Origin of the sequence: Plastoroseomonas hellenica, from assembly GCF_018129085.1 — a bacterium.
Lineage (GTDB): Bacteria > Pseudomonadota > Alphaproteobacteria > Acetobacterales > Acetobacteraceae > Plastoroseomonas > Plastoroseomonas hellenica.
Genome location: NZ_JAAGBB010000002.1, coordinates 139,731 through 161,059, shown reverse-complemented (window position 1 = coordinate 161,059; position 21,329 = coordinate 139,731). Strand labels below are relative to the sequence as shown.

At 71.7% G+C, this 21,329-nt stretch carries 19 protein-coding genes; 12 read left to right on the top strand and 7 right to left on the bottom strand.

Annotated features, from left to right (window positions below; genetic code table 11):
- Positions 1 to 8 precede the first annotated feature (8 nt).
- The 4 genes from GXW71_RS02390 to GXW71_RS02375 are packed head-to-tail and all read right to left on the bottom strand — an operon-like array spanning position 9 to position 3,142.
- Entirely contained in the window at positions 9 to 338 is a 330-nt protein-coding gene (locus GXW71_RS02390) for a ferredoxin family 2Fe-2S iron-sulfur cluster binding protein (RefSeq protein WP_211850790.1), read from the bottom strand.
- A gap of 8 nt (positions 339 to 346) precedes the next feature.
- Positions 347 to 1,528, bottom strand: coding sequence for a cysteine desulfurase family protein (locus GXW71_RS02385; protein ID WP_211850789.1), 1,182 nt, complete (start codon positions 1,526 to 1,528; stop codon positions 347 to 349).
- An 18-nt stretch (positions 1,529 to 1,546) separates the two neighbouring features.
- Positions 1,547 to 2,611 (bottom strand): cysteine desulfurase family protein, encoded by a 1,065-nt coding sequence (locus GXW71_RS02380; protein ID WP_211850788.1) that lies wholly within the window; start codon positions 2,609 to 2,611, stop codon positions 1,547 to 1,549.
- 24 nt (positions 2,612 to 2,635) lie between these two features.
- Positions 2,636 to 3,142, bottom strand: coding sequence for an Rrf2 family transcriptional regulator (locus tag GXW71_RS02375; RefSeq protein ID WP_211850787.1), 507 nt, complete (start codon positions 3,140 to 3,142; stop codon positions 2,636 to 2,638).
- Positions 3,143 to 3,646: 504 nt separating this feature from the next.
- On the opposite strand from GXW71_RS02375, the gene GXW71_RS02370 reads away from it, so the two are divergent.
- Together GXW71_RS02370 and GXW71_RS02365 are read left to right on the top strand one after the other, a co-directional pair.
- Positions 3,647 to 4,315, top strand: coding sequence for an alpha/beta hydrolase (locus GXW71_RS02370; RefSeq protein WP_211850786.1), 669 nt, complete (start codon positions 3,647 to 3,649; stop codon positions 4,313 to 4,315).
- A 270-nt stretch (positions 4,316 to 4,585) separates the two neighbouring features.
- Positions 4,586 to 5,572 (top strand): Bug family tripartite tricarboxylate transporter substrate binding protein, encoded by a 987-nt coding sequence (locus tag GXW71_RS02365; RefSeq protein ID WP_211850785.1) that lies wholly within the window; start codon positions 4,586 to 4,588, stop codon positions 5,570 to 5,572.
- 12 nt (positions 5,573 to 5,584) lie between these two features.
- On the opposite strand, the gene GXW71_RS02360 is transcribed toward GXW71_RS02365, so the two are convergent.
- Positions 5,585 to 6,679, bottom strand: a complete 1,095-nt coding sequence (locus GXW71_RS02360; RefSeq protein WP_211850784.1) for an anhydro-N-acetylmuramic acid kinase — start codon at positions 6,677 to 6,679, stop codon at positions 5,585 to 5,587.
- Positions 6,680 to 6,746: 67 nt separating this feature from the next.
- Between GXW71_RS02360 and tyrS the strand changes: the two genes are divergently transcribed.
- Positions 6,747 to 7,973, top strand: coding sequence for a tyrosine--tRNA ligase (gene tyrS / locus GXW71_RS02355; protein ID WP_211850783.1), 1,227 nt, complete (start codon positions 6,747 to 6,749; stop codon positions 7,971 to 7,973).
- Positions 7,974 to 8,196: 223 nt separating this feature from the next.
- Here the strand turns inward: tyrS and GXW71_RS02350 are convergent, their stop codons facing one another.
- Positions 8,197 to 11,349, bottom strand: a complete 3,153-nt coding sequence (locus GXW71_RS02350; protein ID WP_211850782.1) for a YhdP family protein — start codon at positions 11,347 to 11,349, stop codon at positions 8,197 to 8,199.
- A gap of 131 nt (positions 11,350 to 11,480) precedes the next feature.
- Between GXW71_RS02350 and GXW71_RS02345 the strand changes: the two genes are divergently transcribed.
- Positions 11,481 to 14,459, top strand: coding sequence for a bifunctional [glutamine synthetase] adenylyltransferase/[glutamine synthetase]-adenylyl-L-tyrosine phosphorylase (locus tag GXW71_RS02345; RefSeq protein WP_211850781.1), 2,979 nt, complete (start codon positions 11,481 to 11,483; stop codon positions 14,457 to 14,459).
- Positions 14,459 to 14,926: a thioredoxin-dependent thiol peroxidase gene (bcp, locus tag GXW71_RS02340; RefSeq protein ID WP_211850780.1), complete on the top strand. Its 468-nt coding sequence runs from the start codon at positions 14,459 to 14,461 to the stop codon at positions 14,924 to 14,926. Before GXW71_RS02345 ends, bcp begins: the two co-directional genes overlap by 1 nt.
- 3 nt (positions 14,927 to 14,929) lie before the next feature.
- Here bcp and GXW71_RS02335 read toward each other — a convergent pair whose 3' ends face one another.
- Positions 14,930 to 15,496 carry a nucleoside 2-deoxyribosyltransferase gene (locus GXW71_RS02335; protein WP_211850779.1) on the bottom strand — a complete coding sequence of 189 codons (567 nt, stop codon included), beginning with the start codon at positions 15,494 to 15,496 and terminating at the stop codon, positions 14,930 to 14,932.
- 50 nt (positions 15,497 to 15,546) lie between these two features.
- Between GXW71_RS02335 and GXW71_RS02330 the strand changes: the two genes are divergently transcribed.
- From GXW71_RS02330 to GXW71_RS02300, 7 genes are all read left to right on the top strand, one after another.
- Positions 15,547 to 16,368 (top strand): alpha/beta hydrolase, encoded by an 822-nt coding sequence (locus GXW71_RS02330; protein WP_211850778.1) that lies wholly within the window; start codon positions 15,547 to 15,549, stop codon positions 16,366 to 16,368.
- A gap of 66 nt (positions 16,369 to 16,434) precedes the next feature.
- The gene (locus GXW71_RS02325; RefSeq protein ID WP_211850777.1) at positions 16,435 to 17,613 is read left to right on the top strand and encodes an ABC transporter substrate-binding protein; all 1,179 of its coding nucleotides are present in this window, start codon (positions 16,435 to 16,437) and stop codon (positions 17,611 to 17,613) included.
- Positions 17,610 to 18,533 carry a branched-chain amino acid ABC transporter permease gene (locus tag GXW71_RS02320; RefSeq protein WP_211850776.1) on the top strand — a complete coding sequence of 308 codons (924 nt, stop codon included), beginning with the start codon at positions 17,610 to 17,612 and terminating at the stop codon, positions 18,531 to 18,533. Before GXW71_RS02325 ends, GXW71_RS02320 begins: the two co-directional genes overlap by 4 nt.
- Positions 18,530 to 19,441, top strand: a complete 912-nt coding sequence (locus GXW71_RS02315; RefSeq protein ID WP_211850775.1) for a branched-chain amino acid ABC transporter permease — start codon at positions 18,530 to 18,532, stop codon at positions 19,439 to 19,441. The genes GXW71_RS02320 and GXW71_RS02315 overlap by 4 nt, the downstream gene beginning before the upstream one ends.
- Complete coding sequence (locus GXW71_RS02310; protein ID WP_367617234.1) at positions 19,434 to 20,192, top strand: ABC transporter ATP-binding protein; 759 nt, start codon at positions 19,434 to 19,436, stop codon at positions 20,190 to 20,192. Before GXW71_RS02315 ends, GXW71_RS02310 begins: the two co-directional genes overlap by 8 nt.
- Positions 20,186 to 20,881 (top strand): ABC transporter ATP-binding protein, encoded by a 696-nt coding sequence (locus tag GXW71_RS02305; RefSeq protein WP_211850773.1) that lies wholly within the window; start codon positions 20,186 to 20,188, stop codon positions 20,879 to 20,881. Before GXW71_RS02310 ends, GXW71_RS02305 begins: the two co-directional genes overlap by 7 nt.
- Positions 20,878 to 21,327, top strand: coding sequence for a cupin domain-containing protein (locus GXW71_RS02300; RefSeq protein WP_211850772.1), 450 nt, complete (start codon positions 20,878 to 20,880; stop codon positions 21,325 to 21,327). The genes GXW71_RS02305 and GXW71_RS02300 overlap by 4 nt, the downstream gene beginning before the upstream one ends.
- Positions 21,328 to 21,329: the final 2 nt, after the last annotated feature.

Below are 21,329 nucleotides of genomic sequence, written 5' to 3'. Positions count from 1 at the left end.
ACGGGCTCTCATCCCCCCGCGTTGCGGGTGCCGGATGGCAGCTTCACCACCAGCCCGTCCAGCGCATCGGTCATGATGAGCTGGCAGCCGAGCCGCGAGGTCTCCTGCAGGTCGAAGGCGAGGTCGAGCATGTCCTCCTCGTCCTCGGTCGGCTTCACCAGCTTGCCGAACCAGCCGGGCTCGACGATCACATGGCAGGTCGAACAGGCGAGGCTGCCCTCGCAGGCGCCCTCGATATCGATGCCGTGCTTGTGCGCGATCTCCAGCACCGAAAGCCCGTTCGGCGCATCCACCTCGCGCCGCGTGCCGTCACGCTCCACGAAAACCATCTTCGGCATGAAGGGCCCTATCGCTCCGTCTGTCCCGAGGCAGCCTGCTGCCAGGCCTCCGCCAGCAGGGCGGCGGCCTGGTCCACATCGGCAGGCGAGGTAAAGCGCCCGATCCCGATACGCAAGGTCGCTCTGGCCCGGTCCTCCGGCAGGCCGAGCGCCTTGAGCACGTAGGAAGGCTCGATCTCGGCCGAGGAACAGGCCGATCCGGTCGAGACGCAGACCTCCGGCACCGCCGCCATGATCGCCTGGGCATCAACCGCGCCCGGAAAGGTCAGGTTGAGGTTGCCGCCGACCCGCCGCTCGGCATCGCCATTGACCACGAGGCCCGGCACGCCTGCCTGGAGCGCGGCCAGAAGCCGGTCGCGCTGCCCGGCGATGCGCCCGGCATCGAGCGTGCCCTCGCTGGCCGCGATCCGGGCCGCCTCGCCCAGGCCCACCACCAGCGGCGCCGGCAGGGTGCCGGAGCGGAGCCCCCGCTCCTGCCCGCCGCCCGAGAGCAGCGGCGCGATGCGGGCCCGCGGCCGGCGCCGGACATAAAGCGCCCCGATCCCCTTCGGCCCATAGATCTTATGCCCGGAGAGCGAGAGCAGATCGGCCTGGATGGCATTGACGTCGAGCGGGACACGCCCGGCGGCCTGGGCCGCGTCGGTGTGGAACAACGCGCCCGCGGCGCGGGCGATGGCGCCGATCGCGGCGAGGTCCTGCACCACCCCGATCTCGTTGTTGACAGCCATGACCGAGACCAACAGCGTCCCTTCGTCCACCACCGCGCGCAACGCGTCGAGGTCGAGCAGCCCGCTCGCCTGCACCGGCAGGATCACCGGCTCGAAGCCCTCGGCAGCCAGGCTCTTCACGCTTTCCAGGACGCATTTGTGTTCGGTCGCGACGGTCACGACGCGGCGGCGCGGGCTCTCCTGCGCCGCCGCGAAACGCGCGGCGCCCTTGATCGCCAGGTTGTTCGATTCGGTGGCGCCCGAGGTCAGCACGATCTCCCGCGCCTCGGCGCCGATCAGCGCCGCGACATCAGCGCGGGCTTCTTCCACGGCGGCCTCGGCGGCGCGGCCCATCACATGCTCGATGCTGGCGGGATTGGAAAAATTCTCCTCCCACCAGGGCCGCATCGCCGCCAGCACGCGGGGATCGACCGGCGTCGTCGCGTGGTTGTCGAGGTAAATCGGGCGGTTCGGGCGCGTCATGGCCCTGAAGATGGGTCTTTATGCCGCGCGGCGCGAGAGGCGGGCACGCATGGCGGCCCAGGCTTCGACGAAGCGCTCCACATCCTCCGCGGTCGCGTTCCAGGGCAGCGAGACGCGGATGGCGCAGCCCGCCAGCTCCCCCCAGCCCATCGCCGCCAGCACATGCGACCGCGCGACCTTCCCGGAGGAGCAGGCGGCGCCGGCCGAGACCCGGACGCCCGCCAGGTCGAGCGCGATCACCTGCGTCTCGGCGGCCGCCCCGGGCAGTGCGATGCAGGATGTATTGGGCAGGCGCGGTGCGCCGTCGCCGGCGATGACGATCTCGGGCGCGATGATACGCAGGCGAGCCTCCAGCGCATCGCGGAGCGGCGCGAGATCCGGCATTGGCGCCTCGGCCGCCGCCGCCATGCCGGCGATCGCCGGCAGCGGTTCGGTGCCGCCGCGGCGCCCGCGCTCCTGGCCGCCGCCGGCGATCAGCGGCGCGGGCTCCAGCCCGCCGCGCAGCAGCAGCGCGCCCGCGCCCTTGGGGCCGCCGAGCTTGTGGCCGGAGAGCGCCAGGCTGTCGCCGGCCTCGGGCAGCGTCACCCGGCCGGCGGCCTGCACCGCATCAACATGCAGCAGCGCCCCGGCGTCGCGGCAGAGCGCCGCCGCCTCGGCGATCGGGTGCAGCACGCCGGTCTCATTGTTCGCGGCCATCAGGCAGACCAGCGCCGGCCCCTCCAGTAGCGCGGCCTCCAGCGCCTCCAGCGCGATGATGCCGCGTCCATCGACGGGCAGCGTGACGCCCCCGGTCGCCGCCGCCAGCACCGCCGGGTGTTCGGTGGCGCCGACCAGCACCCGCCGCCCGGCCGCGAGCCCGCGGATCGCCAGCGCGTTGGCCTCGGTGCCGCCGGCGGTGAAGACCACGGCCCCGGGTCCGAAGCGACGCGCAATCGCCTCCCGCGCAGCTTCCAGCACCCGCCGCGCGGCGCGGCCCTCGGCATGGACCGAGGAAGGATTGCCGGCTAGGTCGAGCGCCGCGATCGCCGCTGCCCGCGCCTCGGGCCGCAGCGGCTCGGTGGCGTTCGCGTCGAGATAGCTCAATCGGCACTCCCGCGGCGCATAGGTTTAATCCGCGCTCCCCGCGCGACGTGCGGCTTCGCAGATGCGCGGCGCGATGGCCCGGCCGCGCACGTCGCCCGCCACCACATCAGCGAGCGTGACGCCGCAGAGAAAGAGCCGGATCTGCTCGCCGAGCTCGGCCCAGAGGTCGTGCGTCAGGCAGCGTTCGCCGGCGAGGCAGCCCGGCCCGCCATCGTCGCAGCGGGTCGCAGCGATCGGCTCGTCCACCGCTTCCACGATCTCCCCGATCCCGATTTCGGCGGCCGGCCGGGCCAGCCGGTAGCCGCCGCCCGGCCCGCGCGCCGAGGCCACCAGCCCGGCGCGGCGGAGACGGCCGAAAAGCTGTTCCAGATAGGCCAGCGAAAGAAGCTGGGCGCCGGCGATCTCGGTCAGCGAAACCGGCCGCTCGATGCCACAGGGCGCGCCGCCGCGGGGGCCGCAAGGCGCTCCGCCGCGGGCCGCCAAGTCGGCCATGGCCATCACCGCGTAGCGACTCCGGGTCGAAAGCCTCATTGTCCGCTCAACCTTCGCGAGACGCCTTTGTTGCGAAATTTCCGGACCAGCCATGTTCACATGGGGGCTATGCCCGGATTTCGGTAGGAAAAAGCCTATCCCCTCCGTATATTTCGCGCTCCCGGGGGGCCGGAACCCACCCTGGGACGTTATTCTTCGCCTACCCCGCCCGATCGAACCAGAGCTGACCGGCCACCGCCTCGAGATCATCGCGACCGATCGCCGACCGAGCCTCCGTGCAATCCGCATCGGCTCAACCGGCACCTTTGGCGAAGGCCGTTCAGAAGCGGCCGGATGCTATTGTTCGCGATCAGGCCGGTCAATTGCCGCCGGATGCAGGGGCGGGTTGCGCTCACCGGAAGCGGTGGCGCGGGCGTAGCGGCGGCGATCTGACGACAGGGTTCCTGAACAGGCGGCCGGCGGGCCGCCGCCGCGCCGTCGGGCCCCCAGCCCGACCGCGTGGCGGAGACCGCCGGATGCCCAAGCAAAGGACGCAAGAGAGCGATGCCTGAAGTCATGTTCGCAGGGCCCGATGGGCGGCTCGAGGGCCGCTACCACCACGCCAAGCGGGCCAATGCCCCGGTCGCTCTCATCCTGCACCCCCACCCGCTGCACGGCGGGACCATGAACAACCGCGTCGTCCATGCGCTGTATCAGCGCTTCCAGGCGATGGGCTTCTCCACGCTGCGCTTCAACTTCCGCGGCGTCGGCCGCAGCCAGGGCCGTTATGACGGCGGCATCGGTGAGATCAGCGATGCGGCGGCGGGGCTCGACTTCCTCCAGGCCGTGAACCCCAGCGCGTCCTCGCTCTGGGTCGCGGGCTATTCCTTCGGCGCCTATGTCGGCATGCAGTTGCTGATGCGCCGGCCGGAGATGGGCGGCTTCGTCTCGATCAGCGCGCCGGCGAGCCACTATGATTTCGGCTTCCTGGCGCCCTGTCCCTGCAACGGCCTGATGTTCCATGGCGCCGACGACGAACTGGTGCCGGAAGCGAGCGTCCGGAAGCTGGTCGACAAGCTCAATACCCAGAAGGGCATCAAGCTCGACTACCGGGTGCTGCCCGGCGCCGGTCATGTCTTCAACCCCGAAGGCACCGCCCAGGTGGCCGATGCGGTCGAGGACCATGTCATGACCGCGCTAAACCGCAACCGCATGGCGCTCGCCGCCGACTGAAGAACGCGGCGTAAGCCGTTGAAAGCGCCGGTCTTCATGGCCGGCGTTTTTCGTTTCAGGGTCTTGCCGCGGCCACGGTGCCTGCGGAGAGCATTTTCCGTTCGCTTGGGCTCACCTCAAATGCTCCCCATTGTTTTGGGCGAGCAGATTTACGCCCCGGGCGATTCCGCCCTCCGGCGATCTGCTCTAGCCTCCCATCCTGGGACGAGACACCGCGCACCGGCGCATTCCAGCGCGGCGGGCTTCCTGCCGCCTTCGGCAGGACGATATATGATGATGATGCGGCGGCATTTCGCGGCAGGCGCGCTTCTCGGCGGCGCCACGCTGCTGCGCGCGGCCCCTCTCCGCGCCCAGGCCGCATGGCCGCAGCGGCCGGTGCGCCTGCTGGTCGGCTTCGCCCCCGGTGGCTTCGCCGACATCGTGGCCCGCGCCCTCGCCGAGCCCATGGCGGCGGCCCTCGGCCAACCCTTCGTCGTGGAGAACCGCACCGGCGCCTCTGGCACCCTTGCCTCGGCGGCGGCGGCCCGGGCGCCCGCGGACGGCTCCGTGCTGCTGCTCGGCCATTCCACGCCCAACGCCGTCGCCGCAGCCCTGTTCCGGGACCTGCCCTATGACCCCGTGCGCGACTTCACCCCGATCGCCCAGGTCGCCCAGCACCCGCACATGCTCGTGGTGCCCGCAGCATCGCCGTTCCGGAGCGCCGCTGACCTGGTGGCTGCGGCGCGGGCGCAGCCCGGCAGCATCACCTATGCTTCCGCCGGCATCGGCTCGGTCCATCATCTGGCGAGCGCGATGTTCGCCGAAGCGGCGGGGCTCGACCTGACCCACGTGCCCTATCGCGGCAGTGCGCCGGCGATGGCGGACCTGCTCGCGGGCCGCGTCGCCATGGCGATCGACGGCGTCGCCGCGGTCGCGCCGCAGATCGCCGAGGGCAAGCTCCGCCCGCTCGCCGCGGCCACCATGGCGCGGATCGGCCGCTTCCCGGACCTCCCGACGCTGCATGAACAGGGCTATGGCGAGATCGACGCCATGAGCTGGGTCGGGCTTTTCGGCCCGGCCGGCCTGCCGGATGCCATCCTGAGCACGGCCGCCGCCGCCGTCGACCGGGCCATGCAGGCGCCGGCGGTCCTTCGCATGCTCGAGGATGCGAGCACCATCGTCGCCACCCGGCGTGGCGCCGAATTCGGCCGCTTCGTTGCCGCCGAGGTCGATCGCTACAAGGCCGTGCTCGGCGACAACCAGATTGCGCTGCAATAGGACGCGCCGAGGTTACGCCAACCCGAGGAGACGTCCGCCGGGCAAAGGCCGGGTCGCGCCGGTGGTGCCGGGGAAGGTGATCGGCAAGCCGCGCGCCACCCGCGCCGCCAGCAGCCCGAAGGCCTGCGCCTCCAGCGCGTCGCCGTCCCAGCCGGCGATCTCGACCGCACGCACCGGCGCCTCCAGCGCCGAGGCGAGGGCCCGCATCAGCGCCGTGTTGCGCCGGCCGCCCCCGCAGACCAGCCACTGCAACGGCGCTTCCGGCAGGTGCCGCCCGGCCGCGGCGACCGCGATCGCGGCGAAGGCGACCAGCGTCGCCGCGCCATCCGCCGGGCTCAGCGCCGGGGCCCCGGCCTCCTTCAGCGCCCGGTCGAAATCCAGCCGGTCGAGGGATTTCGGCGGCGGCTGCTCCAGGAAGGGATGCGCCAGCAGCCGGCCGAGCACGTCGCCATCGGCGCGTCCGGCCAGCGCCAGCCGCCCGCCCTCGTCATGGTCGCGCCCGGTGTGCTTGCGCGCCCAATCGTCGAGCGGGCCATTCGCCGGACCGGTGTCGAAGGCGACCAGCGCGCCGTCGCGGCCGAGGAAGGTCAGGTTCCCGACACCACCGAGGTTCAGCACCGCCAGCGGCTTCGGCAGGGCGGCGGCCATGGCCTGGTGGAAGATCGGCACCAGCGGCGCACCCTGGCCCCCCATCGCCACGTCCTGGCTGCGGAAATCATAGGCGACCGCCGTCCCGGCCAGCCGCGACAGCAGCATGGCATCGCCGATCTGCCAGGTTCGCCCCAGCGGGCCATCGCCGCGCGGCGGCCGGTGCAGGATGGTCTGGCCGTGGAAGCCGATCAGCTCCGGCCGTGCGTCCAGCGCCGCCACCGCTTCGGCGTGGCGCTCGGTCAGGCGGCGCTCGACATCGCGCAGGAAGGGGTCCTCGGGCTCGATCCCGGTCTGCGCCCGGTCCAGCAACAGGCGCAGGTCGCGCCGCAGCGCCGGGGCATAGGGCAGGGTCAGCCGCTTGCCCAGCGCGCCGATCCGCTCCCCATCCGTTTCCACCACCGCGGCATCCACCCCGTCGAGGGAGGTGCCGCTCATCAGCCCGATGGTTCTAAGCATTTTTGGAGTGTGCTAGTCCGACCGCCCCCGGGGAAGTCCCGGGTTGGCCAGTCAAGGAACCGAGACCGTGAGCAGCAAGCCCAGCAGCGACTTCCTGGCGATCGCCCAGGAGCGCGGCTATGTCTACCAGGTGACCGATGCGGAGGCGCTGGACGCGCGCCTCAAGGCCGGACCGGTGGCGGGCTATATCGGCTTCGACGCCACGGCGGACAGCCTGCATGTCGGCTCCCTCGTGCAGATCATGATCCTGCGCCTGATGCAGAAGACCGGGCACCGGCCGGTCGTGCTGATGGGCGGCGGCACCACCAAGGTCGGCGACCCTTCCTTCCGCGACGAGGCGCGGCCGCTGCTCGACGACGCGCAGATCGAGCGCAACAAGGCCGGCATCCGCCGCGTCTTCGACAGCTTCCTCCGCTTCGGCGAGGGGCCGACCGACGCCGTCATGCTGGACAATGCCGAATGGCTGGACCGGCTGCTCTACATCCCCTTCCTGCGCGACGTGGGTCGGCACTTCTCGGTCAACCGAATGCTGACTCTGGACAGCGTGAAGCTGCGCCTCGACCGCGAGCAGAACCTCAGCTTCCTCGAATTCAACTACATGCTGCTGCAGTCCTACGACTTCCTGGAACTGTCCCGGCGTCACGGGGTCGCGCTGCAGATGGGCGGGTCCGATCAATGGGGCAACATCATCATGGGGGCGGAGCTGGTGCGGCGCGCCGACCAGAAGGACGCCTTCGGCCTGACCACGCCGCTGATCACCACCGCCTCCGGCGCCAAGATGGGCAAGACCGCCTCCGGCGCGAAATGGCTGAGCGCCGAGAAATTCTCGCCCTATGACTACTGGCAGTTCTGGCGCAACACCGAGGATGCCGATCTCGGCCGCTTCCTCGGCCTCTTCACCGAACTCCCGATGGACGAGGTGCGCCGCCTCGCCACCCTCGGCGGCGCCGAGATCAACGAGGCGAAGAAGATCCTGGCGACCGAGGCGACCGCCCTGCTGCACGGCCGCGCCACCGCCGAGGAAGCCGCCGAGACCGCCCGCCGCACCTTCGAGGAAGGCGAGGCCGCCGAGACCCTGCCGAGCATCACCCATGCCCTGCCGGCACCGCTGCTCGACCTCCTGGTCGCCGCCGGCCTCGCCACCAGCAAGGGCGAAGGCCGCCGCGCCGTCGCCGGCGGCGCCATCCGCATCGACGACGTCCCGGTGACCGACGCCGCCATTACCCTGCCAGCGAAGGAGGTCACCAAACTCTCCTTCGGCCGCAAGCGCCACGTCCTGGTCCGCGCGGGGTGAGGCGCATCCCGGGAGGGCGCCGCCCTCCCGGACCCACCCGCCAGGAGCCTACAGGCCCCTGGACCCCGTTGACTTTTAGAGCCCTGATTGCGAAGGGGGCTTCCGGCGCATGGCGCCGGAAGCCCCCTTCGCAATCAGGGCACCAAGTGAAGCAGGTCCAGGAGGATCTATCCTCCTGGCGGATGGGGTCTGGGGAAGGCGGAGCCTTCCCCAGGACGCGCTCTCACCGCGCCGCAGAACCGAGGTCGGGGCCGCTGTCGCCGATGCCGAAGATGCCGCGCAGGAAGCCGGGGGTCAGGGCGGAGAGTGGGTTCACGCTGACCGCCGGATCGGCGAGCGGCCCGCGCATCCGGTAGGTGACGGCGAAGAGGCCACCGCCGCGCTCCGGACTGAACAGTCGCCCGAGCAGCGGGATGTTGCCGAGCAGGGTGTTGAACACATAGGCGGGCACGATGGTGCCCTGCATGTCGATGCTCTGCTGCCGGCGGTCGAGCCGCCCGCGCGCGGTCAGGCCGAGCGAGGCGGAGAAGGCCCGCGCGTCTTCCAGTATCAGCGCGTCCGGCGTCAGGACAAAGGGCGCGACCAGCCGCGAGAAGCCGAGCCCTGGTCCGGATGCGGCCTCGAACAGCCCGTAGACTGTCATCGCCTGCATCAGCTTGCCAAAGGCGGGCGCGTCGCGGACCGCGAAATCCGTCATCTCGGCCTGGCCACGCAGGGCGGCGCCCGGGCGGTTGCTCTCATAGGCCGCGGTCATCGACAACCGGCCGCGGTCGATGGCGCGGACCACGTCGAAGGCGCGCAGCAGGGCGCCGGCATCGGCGGCGGTCAGGGTGACGTTGCGCCGCGCCGCCGCACCGCTGCCGGTCGGAATCATCGCGAATTCGAAGGCGCCGGTGCCGGCGCGTCCGGTCGCGCGCGCGTCCCGCACCACCGCGCGCTCATCCACCTGGGCACGGGCCGCGAGCGCGGAGAGCTCCCGCCCCGGGCCAAGCAACACGCGGTCGAAGCGGAGATCGACGGCGAAGGGGGGGCTCGGGTCGGCATCGCCTTCGGCACCGCCGCTCGCCGCGGACTGCCGTTCCAACGCGCCGTGCAGGTCGAGCACCGGCCCGTTCAGCGACACGTCCCAGGGCGCGCCGGATGCGCGCGGGGCGCGCAGCTCGCCCTGGAAGCGGCTCTCGCCGAGCCGCCCTTCCAGGATCTCCAGCCGCTCCGGCAGCCCACCGCGGAAGGCGCCGGCGCGTACCCGGACGACAGCATCGGGCGCTTCGAAGCGCGCGCTCTCCAGCGCCTGGACGGCGCCGCTCTGCAGCCGCAGCGCGGCTTCCAGCGCCGCGGGCTGGCCGCGCGCCTTGCCCCAGCCCATGGCATCGAGCGTCAACGCGGCTTCGCGCAGGTCGGCGCGCAGGGCGATCCGCGCCTGGCCGTTGCGCCGCGTCTCCTGCCGCGCTTCCAGCGCCACCGGGCCATCGGCGATGCCGCGCAGGTCGAGCCCGAGCGCCGCCAATTGCCGCGCCTCCGCCCGGGTCGCCAGGCTCTCCCGCGTCACCACCTGCTGGGCGTTGCCCGAGCGGAAATCCATCTCGACGCCGAGCCGCGCCTGCACCTCAGCCACCTGGGCATTGCCCTGGATGCGCAGGCCGTCGGTATCCGCGATCAGATCGAAGGTGCCGCGGGCGATGTCCTGCCCGAGCAGCGCGCGGGCGATCCGGACCTGCTCCAGCCGCGCCTGCACGCCGATGCGAAGCCGCTCGATCGGCAGCGCGTCGATCAGCGGGAAGGCGATCGCGACCCGCGCCTCCGTCACCTGCCCGCTCATCTCGGGCAGCGGCGTCTGCCGGCGCTCGAACAGCTTGAGGCGTGGGTGGCGCAGCAGCGCCATCACCTCCGCGACCGAGCCCGCGACGCGGACGTTCATCTCCGTCTCCTCGCGCCCGGTCGAGAAGGCGTAGAAGCGGAGCGCGCCGTCGCGCACGGTGATGCCGCCCTGCTGCCGCCCGCCGGTGAGCCGGACGTTGATCTCGTCGAGCCCGAACTCGGCGGTGCCGCGCGCATCCTCGGCCGGCGGCACGGGACGCAGCCAGTGCACGGTCGCGCCTTCGACCTCGATCCGGCCGGCGAGGCTGGTGACGCGGACATCATCCAGCGCCTCGGGCACCTCGGCTTCGACCCGCCATTGCCCGTTCCGCGCCGTGCCGGCGGTGATGTTCTCGGTCATCCAGCGCCGCGCGCCGCGCCCGACACCCTCCGGCCAGTACTGCGCGAGATCACCCAGCGCGATCGCATCGAGCGCGACCTCGAGGCCGCCCTGCCAGATCCCTTCGGCGCGTTGCGCCTGCCCCTGCAGCCGGATCTCCGGCGCGCTGCCGCCGGGGCCGCGTGGCAGCGACAGCCGTGCCGGCCCGAAGGTCAGCCTGTCGCCTTCGAAACGCGCCCGGACATCGATCCCGGCGATCGCCACCCGCCGCCCTTCGCCGAGGTTGGCGGCGCCGGCGCCGGCCTGCAGCCGTGTCTCGACGCTGAGCGGGTTGCCATCGAGGTCGAACACCGCATCGGCTTCCAGGGCCACGCCGGCATCCAGCGCCGCCAGCGGCGCCAGCGCCGGCACGGCACGCGCGAGCGCCGCCGGCTGCACCGCAGGCAGCGCGACGCCGACGGTGATGCGTCCGGGATTGCCGGTCGCCTCCGCGGTCACCCCGATCGGCACCACCTCATCGCCGAGGCGCAGCATCGCCTGGCCGCGACCGCTGATGCCGCCCGCCGTCCGCCGCCTGAGCCGCAGATCCAGCCGATCGAGCGTCCAGCTCCGCCCAAGCTGCCGGTCCAGCACCTGCACCCGGCCACCGGTCAGGGTCACCGCCTGGAGGGCGGCGACCGGGCTGTCCTCCGAGGCTGGGCGCATCAGGTCGGCGAAGATCTTGGCGGCGGCCGTCGGCCCTTCGGCCGGGAGCTCCTCCGGCGGCGCCTCGCCCTGCTCGGCCAGGCTGCCGAGGTCGAGCGCCCAGGATCCGTCCTCGGCCCGGAACACCCGGAGCGAGGGCTGGCGCAGCTCCACGACCCGTGGCGCGAATTCCCCGCGCAGCAGCCAGCCGAGCGAGAGGGAGACGGCGGCTTCCGGCATTTCGGCGCGCAAGGTCCCGCCGGCTTCCCGCGCGCGCATGTCGCGCAGCACGATCTCGAAGGGCGAAGCGTGCCCGTCCCGCCAGCCGCCCCAGGCGATGCTGGCGCGCCCGATCTCGAGGCGGGTGGGGCTGTCGGGGGTATTCACGGCGGCCTCGATCCGGGCCGCCAGGAAGGGCAGGTCCACCGGCCCCTGCGCCAGCCGCCAGGCGACCGTCGCCAGGATCAGCCCGAGCGCAGCCGTCAGGGTCAGCATCGCGCCGCAGACATGCCCGGACCAATGCAGCCGCCGGCGCCGGCCGGCAGCCCGGCTCGGGCGCTCCGGGGGCGCCGGTCGCGGGGTTGCGGCTTGACCGTTCGCCCCGCTCACGCCTTCCCTCCCCGACCATGCCACGTGATCCCGATCCCCGGACCCAGGGCCTGCCCCGCCCCTACGACCGCCAGGCGGCCGACCGCCTGGTCGAGGATTTCGCCGAGCGCGGCAGCGCCGAACGCGCCTATGCCGGCAGCCAGGCGGGTCAGGCGCTGCTCGCCGCCCTCGGCGGTCACAGCCCCTATCTGGCCGAGCTGGCGCTCCGCGAATCGCCCAGCCTGCTGCGACTGGCCGAGCGCGGCCCGGACGACGCCATGACGGTGGCGCTGGACCCGCTGGCGCGCTGCGATGCCGCCGCGCCGCGCGCCGCCGTGGGCGGCCTGCTGCGCCGGGTCAAGCGCCAGGCGGCGCTGATCGCGGCAACCGCCGACATCGCCGGCCTCTGGCCGCTCGATCGGGTCACCGGCGCCTTGTCCGACCTCGCGGAGGCAACGCTCGACATGGCCGTCGCGCATCTCCTGCGCGAAGCGTCTGCCAGGGGGGAGCTCCGTCTGCCCGGTGGCAGCCGGCGCGATCCGAAGGCGGTCGCACGGGGTGCGGGCCTGACCATCCTCGGCATGGGCAAGCTCGGCGCACGGGAGCTGAACTACTCGTCGGATATCGACCTCATGGTTCTCTATGACCCGGAGGCGGCAGCGTATCATGCCGACCGGGCGGGCGCGCTCTATGTTCGTCTCGCGCGCGATCTGGTGACCTTGATGGAGGAGCGGACGGCGGAAGGCTATGTCTTCCGCACCGATCTCCGCCTCCGTCCCGATCCCGCGGCGACGCCGCTCGCGGTCTCGATCCCGGCGGCGATCACCTATTACGGATCAATGGGGCAGAATTGGGAACGCGCCGCGATGATCAAGGCGCGCCCGGTCGGCGGCGACCGCGCGCTCGGCGACAGCTTCCTGCGCGAGATCCGGCCCTTCGTCTGGCGCCGGCACCTCGATTTCGCAGCCGTCGCCGACATCCATTCCATCAAGCGCCAGATCCATGTCCACAAGGCGGCCAAGGGCGCGCATGACAGCGTGCAGGTCGCCGGTCACGACGTGAAGCTTGGCCGTGGCGGCATCCGCGAGATCGAGTTCACCGCCCAGGTGCTGCAACTGATCTGGGGCGGCCGCGACCCGGCGCTGCGCGACCCGACGACGCTCGGCGCGCTCGCGGCGCTGGCCGGCGCCGGGCGGGTCGAGCGCCGCGCCGCGGCCGATCTCGCCGATGCCTATGTCTTCCTGCGCAATGTCGAGCATCGGTTGCAGATGGTGGCGGACCGCCAGACCCATCGCCTGCCGGAGGATATCGAGGGCCTCGCCCGCATCGCGAGCTTCCTCGGCTTCGAGGGGCCGGAGGTCTTCGCCGCCGCCTTCACCGCCCATCTGAGGCGGGTCGAGCGCCACTATGGCGGCCTCTTCGAAGCGGCACCCGATCTCGCGGAAAGCCATGACGGCGGCAATCTGGTCTTCACCGGCGTCGAGGACGACCCGTCGACCATCGCGACCTTGAAATCCATGGGCTATCAGAATGCCGCCGGAGTCGCTGCCATGGTGCGCGGCTGGCATCACGGCCGCCCGCGCGCCACGCGCAGCGAAAGAGCGCGGGAGCTGCTGACCGCGCTGATGCCGGTGCTGCTCGCCGCCTTCGCGCGCCAGCGCGAGCCGGATGCGGCGCTGGCGCGCTTCGATGCGATGCTGATGCGCCTGCCCGCCGGGGTGCAGGTGCTGAGCCTCTTCACCCGCAACCCGGCGCTGCTCGACAGGCTCGCGGGTATTCTCGGCGCCGCACCGCAGCTTGCCGACCATCTCGCGCGCAACCCGGCGGCGCTGGAGGGGCTGCTCTCCGGTCAGCCGGGCGGCATCAGCCCGGCTGCCGTGGCGGGCTCCCTGCCGGCGCTGATCAAGGATGCACGGCATGTCGAGGAAGCGATGGAGGCCGCCCGGCGCCTCGCCATGGAGCGCAACTTCGAGATCGACGCGGCCGCGCTGGAAGGCCTGATCGATCCCGATGTCGCGGGCGAGGCGCGATCGGATCTCGCGGCCGCCGCGGTTTCCGCGCTGCTGCCGCATGTGGTCGCCGATTTCGCCGAGCGCCAAGGCAAGGTGAAGGGCGGCGCGCTTTGCGTCGTGGCCCTCGGCAAGCTCGGCGGGCGGGAGATGCTGCCCGGCAGCGATCTCGACCTGGTGCTGATCTATGATCATGACCCCGCGGCCGAAACCAGCACAGGCGGCCAGAGAGCGCTGCCGCCGTCGCAGTATTTCGGCCGGCTGGCCAATCAGGTGGTCGCCGCGATCACCGCACCCGGCGCCAATGGGAAGCTGTGGGAGGTGGATATGCGCCTCCGCCCCTCCGGCTCCAAAGGGCCGGTCGCGGTCTCGCTCGGCGCGTTCCAACGCTACCATGCGGAGAGCGCCTGGACCTGGGAACGGATGGCGCTGACCCGGGCGCGGGTGATCGCCGGCCCCGCCGCGCTGGCGCGCCGCATCACCGCCGCGATCCGCGCCGCCCTGACCCGCGCCGAATTCGCCAGGCGCGCTTTGCCCGATGCCGCCGCCATGCGCGGCCGCATGCTGCGCGACCTGCCACCGGAAGGCCCCTGGGATCTGAAGCTGGCGCCGGGGGGCCTGGTGGAGGTGGAATTCGTCGCCCAGGCGCTGCAGCTCGCGCATGCGCACCGCATGCCCGCAGTGCTGGCGACCCAGACACGCGCCGCCATCGCCGCGCTGGCGAAGCAGCGGATCCTGCCGGCGGAGGAAGCCGAGGCGCTGATCCGGGCGGAGAAGCTCTGGCGCGGCATCACCGGCCTGCTGCGCCTGACCGTCGGCCGTGCGCGGGAAGAGGCGCTGCCGGAGACGGTCGCCGCCGCGCTGCTGCGCACGACCGCACCGCTGCTGCGGGAGCCGGCGATTGACCTCCCCGGCCTCCGCGCTCAGATGCGGGAGACGGCCGCCGAGGTGCGCGCCATCTTCGAGCGGCGCATTGGCGCGCCGGTCATTGCGGGGGATCAGAACTGATGGCGGAGCTCGTCGAAGGCGCCAAGGCGCCGGCCTTCAAGCTGGCGGCCAGTGGTGGGCGCGAGGTCAGCAGCGCGGCGCTGAAGGGCAAGCCCTACCTGCTCTACTTCTACCCGAAGGCCGACACGCCCGGCTGCACCACCCAGGCCTGCGGCGTGCAGGAAGCGCTGCCCCAACTCGGCAAGCTCGGGCTCACGGTCATCGGCGTCTCGCCCGATGCGCTGCCGCCGATCGAGAAGTTCGCGAAGAAGTACGGCCTGGACTTCCCGCTCGCCTCCGACCCCGAGCACAAGCTTGCCGACGCCTATGGCACCTGGGTCGAGAAATCCATGTATGGCCGCCAGTACATGGGCATGGAGCGGAGCAGCTTCCTGATCGGCGCGGACGGCAAGGTCGCGAAGATCTGGCGCAAGGTGAAGCCCGCCGAGCACGCCGCGCAGGTGCTGGAGGCGGCGAAAGCGCTGTGAGGGTCAGCGCGCAAGCGTTGCAGCGAGGCTGCGGACGCAGCGGGTGAAGGCGGTGAGGTCGTGCCAGCGCTGCGCCTCCGGCACATCCTGGCGCTCCACCCGGAAGCCGGCCTCGATCACCCCGCCATCGAGCATCAGGTTGTCGGCGAGGCCGAACTCCTCGATGCCCATGCCCTGGTCGTCTTCCCAGGCGCCGTCGGGGCGGCGGCGGAGATGCGGGCCGAGATGCGCCAGCGTCCGCCCGGCGAAGTCGCTGAGGATATTGGTATAGGCCAGCACCGGCCGCCCGAGCGCCCGCATGAAGCCGAGCTCATAGGCAGTGCCGGCATCGGCGGAGGGGCCGCGGAACGGCGTCAGATTGGCGATCAGCGCGTCGCAGCTCCGGATATGTGCCTCATTGGCGCGGTAGATGCGCTGATGCGCTTCGAGCGACGCAGCCTCGGGGGCGAGGGGCAGATCCAAGGGGAAGACGCCGGCCAGCCCATGCGCGGCGCAGACCGCCTTCTTGCCGGCGGCGACGGCGTCCGCGTCAGCAAGGAAGACCTCCGGCCCGGCCAGGTAGATGCGCATGCCGCGATCCTGGCTTGCCGTGCGCGGCGATGCCATGCGGAATGCCGCCCATGGATGCTGAAGTCCCATTCGACGCAGAGCGCGAATACAACAACCGCGCCCGGGTGCCGGGCCATGGCGCAATCATCGCCGGCTGGGCGCGCGATGCCGCCGCCTTCCGCGCGGCGGCGCCGGCGGGCAGCCGTCTGGCCATGCCCTATGGCCCCGGGGAGCGCCAGCGCTTCGACCTGTTCGGCCCGGCGGAGGGGCAACCGGTCGCGATGTTCATCCATGGCGGCTATTGGCAGGCGCTGGACGGATCCTTCGTCAGCCATTGCGCGGCCGGGCTCGTGGCTCGGGGCGTGAGCGCGGCGGTGCCGACGCATGACCTGGCGCCCGCTGTCCCGCTCGCCGCGATCGTCGAGCAGGCGCGCGCGGCCGCGCTCGCCCTGCACCGGCTCACGGGGCGGCGCATCCTGGCGATGGGGCATTCCGCCGGCGGACATCTGGCGGCGATGCTCGCCGCGACCGATTGGCGCGCCATCGACGCTCGCCTGCCGGAACGCCTGGTCGGCGCCATCCTGCCGGTCTCCGGCCTTTTCGAGCTGGAACCCCTGCTCGGCACCAGCGTGGTCGCGGCGATGGATCTGGACAGGACGACGGCGCGCGCCTTCTCGCCGCGCTTGCTCCCTTCCCCGGGCATTCCCATGCATGCCGTGGTGGGTGGCGAGGAGAGCCCGGAATATCTCCGCCAGACGCGCGACTTCGCCGCGGCCTGGGGCGGCAGCAGCGAGGCCGTGCCCGGCGCCGACCATTTCACGGTGCTGGCCCCCTTCGCCGATCCGGCGCACCCGCTGGTCGGGCGCGCGGCGGCGATGGCGCGCCTGCCATAGCCTTGCGGAACGGCGGCGCTTGCGGTCTATCGCCGAGGGGATGACATGCCGGGGAGAACAGGGGCGATGACAGGGATCGGACGTCGCGGGCTGATGGGCGCAAGCGCGGGGCTGCTCGCCGCGCCCATGCTGGCGCGGGCGCAGGGTACCCCGGTGAAGATCGGCCTGGTCGCGGTACTGACTGGTCCTCAGGCGGCGCTCGGCACCCAGCTCCGCGACGGGTTCCAGCAGGCGCTGCGGCACCTGGACAACCGGCTCGGCGGCCGGCCCGTGGAGGTCGTGCTGATCGATGACGAGCTGCGGCCGGAGGTCGCGGTCACCAAGGTGCGCGCCGCGATCGAGCGCGATCGGGTGGATTTCGTGATCGGCGTCGTCTTCTCCAACATCCTGGCCGCGGTGATGCGGCCGGTGACGGAAGCGAACACCTTCCTGATCTCGACCAATGCCGGTCCTTCCACCTTCGCCGGGCGCGGCTGCAATCCCTTCTTCTTCACGACAAGCTACAACAACGACCAGGTTCATTCGGTGATGGGCCAGGCGGCACAGGACAGCAATTACCGCCGCGTCTTCGTCATGACGCCGAACTACCAGGCCGGACGCGACGCCGTCGCCGGCTTCAAGTCCCGCTTCCGGGGTGAGGTGGTGGACGAGGTCTTCGTGCCGCTCAACCAGCTCGATTTCTCGGCCGAGCTCGCGAAGATCGCGGCGGCACGGCCGGATGCGATCTTCACCTTCATGCCGGGAGGGCTCGGGGTGAACCTGGTGCGCCAGTACCGGCAGGCCGGGCTCGCGAACATCCCCTTCCTCTCGACCTTCACGGTCGATGAGGCGACCTTGCCGGCGCAGGGCGAAGCAGCGCTCGGCTTCTACTCGGCAGCCTCATGGGCGCCAAACATGCCGATCGAGGCGAACCAGCGTTTCGTTCGCGACTTCGAGGCGCAGTTCAGCTACGTGCCGGCGACCTATGCCGCCCAGGCCTATGATGGCGCGATGCTGGTGGACAGCGCGCTGAAGCGCACCGGCGGCAGCACCGCCGACAAGGACGCCCTGCGCGCCGCGCTGCGCGCTGCCGATTTCCAGAGCGTGCGTGGCAATTTCCGCTTCGGCGCCAACCACTACCCGGTGCAGGATTTCTGGCTGTGCCAGGTCGCACGCCGCCCGGACGGCAAGTTCCAGACCGAGACGGTGCGCAAGGTGCTGGAGAACAGCACCGATCCCTATGCCGCCGAGTGCCGGATGCGGTGAGCGGGACGCTTCTTCTCGTCCAGGCGCTGAACGGGCTGCAGCTCGGCGTGTTGCTGTTCCTGGTCGCGGCCGGGCTGACGCTGGTCTTCGGGGTGATGGACTTCATCAACCTGGCGCATGGCGTGCAATACATGCTGGGCGCCTATCTCGGCGCCCATTTCGCGGCGATCATGGGCAGCTTCTGGCTGGCCCTGCCGCTGGCGCTGCTGGGCTCGCTCGCGATCGGGCTGCTGCTGGAAGTGCTCGTCTTCCGGCATCTCTATGCGCGCGATCACCTGGCGCAGGTGCTGGCGACCTTCGGCGTCATCCTGGTGCTGAACCAGGGCGTGAAGGCGGTGTGGGGCACCGCGCCGCGCGAGCTGCCGGTGCCGGCGCTGCTCGATGGCGGCATCACCATCATGCCCGGCCTGCAGTACCCGGTCTTCCGCATCGCGATCATCGCGGCGGGGCTCGCGACCGCCGGCCTGCTCTGGCTGGTGGTGGAGCGCACGAAGGTCGGCATGCTGATCCGCGCCGGCGCCACCAACCCGCGCATGGTGGCCGCCCTCGGTGTCGATGTCCGCCGCCTCTTCACCCTGGTCTTCGCGACCGGTGCGATGCTGGCGGGCTTCGCCGGGGTCATGGCAGCGCCGATCTTCTCGGTGGAGCCCGGCATGGGCGACACCGTGCTGATCCTTGCCTTCGTCGTCATCGTCATCGGCGGCATCGGCTCGATCCGCGGCGCCTTCATCGCGGCGCTGCTGGTCGGGCTGATCGATACGCTCGGCCGATCGCTGATGCCGGACCTGATGCGGCTCATCCTCGATGCCTCCAGCGCCCGGCAGGCCGGGGCCGCGATCGCCTCCATGCTGGTCTATGTCGCGATGGCGGCGGTGCTCGCCTTCCGCCCTGCCGGGCTCTTCCCGGTCCGCGGCGGATGATGCGGTGGTCGCCCGCGCTGCTGCTGGCGCTGCTGGCCGCGGCACCCTGGCTCGGCTTCTCCGGCAGCTACGAATTCACCTTGATGGCGCGCGCCATGGTGCTGGCGCTGGCGGCACTCAGCCTCGGCTTCCTGGTGGGCGGTGCCGGCCTCGTCAGCCTGGGCCATGCCGCGATGCTCGGCGTCGGTGGCTATGCGGTCGCGATCCTCGACGCGCATGGCGTGACGGAGGCGCTGCTGGTGCTGCCCGCCGCCGTCGCGGCCGCCGCGCTCTTCGCGCTGCTGACCGGCGCCATCGCCATCCGCACCAGCGGCGTGCACTTCATCATGATCACGCTCGCCTTCGGGCAGATGGCCTTCTTCACCGCCTCCTCCCTCGCGGCCTATGGCGGCGACGACGGCTACACGCTCTATGCGCGTACTGAGATCGCCGGACACCGGCTGCTCGAGAACCGCCTCGCCTTCCACTATCTCTGCCTTGCGCTGCTCGCCGGTGCCTGGCTGCTGCTGCGCGCGATCCTCGCCTCCCGCTTCGGCCGCGTGCTGCGCGCGACGCGGGAGAACGCGCAACGCGCCGAGGCGATGGGCTTCGCGCCCTATGCCTATCGCCTGGCGGCCTATGCGATCGCCGGCGCCGTCGCTGGCCTCGCCGGCTTCCTGATGGCCAATGCGACGGAGTTCGTCGCCCCGTCCGCCATCGCCTGGCAGCGCAGCGGGGAGCTGCTGTTCATGGTGATCCTCGGCGGTGTCGGCAGCCTGCCCGGCGCCATCCTGGGTGCTGCCGCCTTCGTCGTGGCGGAGGAGCAGCTCGCGACGCTCACCGAGCATTGGCGGCTAATCTTCGGCCCGCTGCTGATCCTCGCGGTGATCTTCCTGCCGCATGGCCTGGCGGGGCGCCATCGTGGCTGAGCCCCTGCTGATCCTCGACGGGCTGCGCAAGCATTATGGCGGCCTTGCCGTGACCGATGGCGTGTCGCTCGATCTGCGCATGGGTGAGATCCACGCCATCATCGGCCCGAACGGCGCCGGCAAGACCACCTTGATCCACCAGGTCAGCGGCACGGTGGCGCCCGATGCGGGCCGGGTGATCTTCGGCGGGCGCGACATCACGCGCCTCTCTTTCCCCGCCCGTGTCAGGGCCGGGCTGGCGCGGAGCTTCCAGATCACCAGCATCCTGTCGGGGTTTTCCGCCTTGGAGAACGCAGCGCTGGCCGCGCAGCGCCGGCACGGCTCCTCCTTCCGCTTCTTCCGCGCGGCGGCGCGCGATGCGACGCTGAACACGGCGGGGATGGCGGCGCTGGAGGCCGTCGGCCTCGCCGAACGCGCCACGATGCAGGCGGGCGCGCTCAGCCATGGTGAAAAGCGTCAGCTCGAACTGGCACTGGCGCTGGCGACGGAGCCGCGCGCGCTGCTGCTGGACGAACCGCTGGCCGGCGCCGGCCAGGAGGAGACCGCGCGCCTCATCGCCATCCTGCGCGCGCTGCGCGACCGCTATGCCATCCTGCTGGTCGAGCACGACATGGACGCGGTCTTCGCGCTGGCCGACCGCGTCACCGTGCTCGAGCAGGGACGCGTGCTGGCGACCGGCACGCCCGCCGCGATCCGTGCCGATGCCGCCGTTCGCGCCGCCTATCTCGGCGAGGAGGAGATCCCGTGCTGAGTGTCGAGGGTCTTGCCGCCGGCTATGGCGACAGCCAGGTGCTGTTCGGCGTCGACCTCAGGATCGGCGCCGGCGAGGTCCTGGCGCTGCTCGGCCGCAACGGGATGGGCAAGACGACCACCGTCTCCGCCATCATGGGCCTGCTTCCGGCTCGCGGTGGCCGCGTCACCTTCGACGGTGTGCCCCTCACCGGCCTGCCGCCGCATCGCATCGCGCAGCGCGGGCTCGGCTTGGTGCCGGAAGGCCGGCAGATCTTCCCGACCCTGACGGTCGAGGAGAATCTGGTCGCGACCGCCCGCCCCGGCCGCTGGGACCTGGCGGGGGTCTATGCTCTGTTCCCTCGCCTTGCCGAGCGCCGCGGCAATCCCGGCGCCCGGCTCTCGGGCGGGGAGCAGCAGATGCTGGCGATCGGCCGCGCATTGATGACCAACCCGAAGCTGCTCATCCTGGACGAGGCGACGGAGGGCCTGGCGCCGCTGATCCGGGCCGAGATCTGGCAGGTCCTGGCGCGGCTGAAGACGGAGGGCCTGGCGATCCTGTTGATCGACAAGAACTTGGCCGCCGTGATGCGCATCGCCGACCGGCATGCGATCATCGCCAAGGGGCGCGTTGTCTGGAGCGGCGACAGCACCGCCCTCGCTGCCTCCGCGGAGGCGCGTGGCCATCTTCACCTGGGAGAGAACGCATGAGCAGCACCCTCACCGCGGGCGTCACCCGCGCCGGCGAAAGCGAAGGCGGCACCGTCTGGAACATCCTTGGCCAGACCTATCGCCCGGTGGCGCACACCGAGAGCTGCTTCGCCTTCGACACCCTCTTCCCGCCCGGCACCTTCGTGCCGCCGCACATCCATGCGACGCAGGAGGAGTTCATCCGCGTGCTGGAGGGCGAGTTCGAGCTGCTGCTGGACGGCAGCCCCGCCTCCGCCCGCGCCGGCGACCTGATCCGCCTGCCGCGCGGCCAGAGCCATGGCATCTTCAACAAGAGCAACGCCCCGGTGCGCGCGCTCTTCTGGGTCACCCCGGCGCGCAGCCTGCACACCCTCTTCACCCGCATCCACAACGTGCCGGATCCGGCCGAGGTGGTGCGCATCGCGGCGGAGCACGAGGTGGAGTTCCTCCCCCCGCCCGCCGGGTAGCG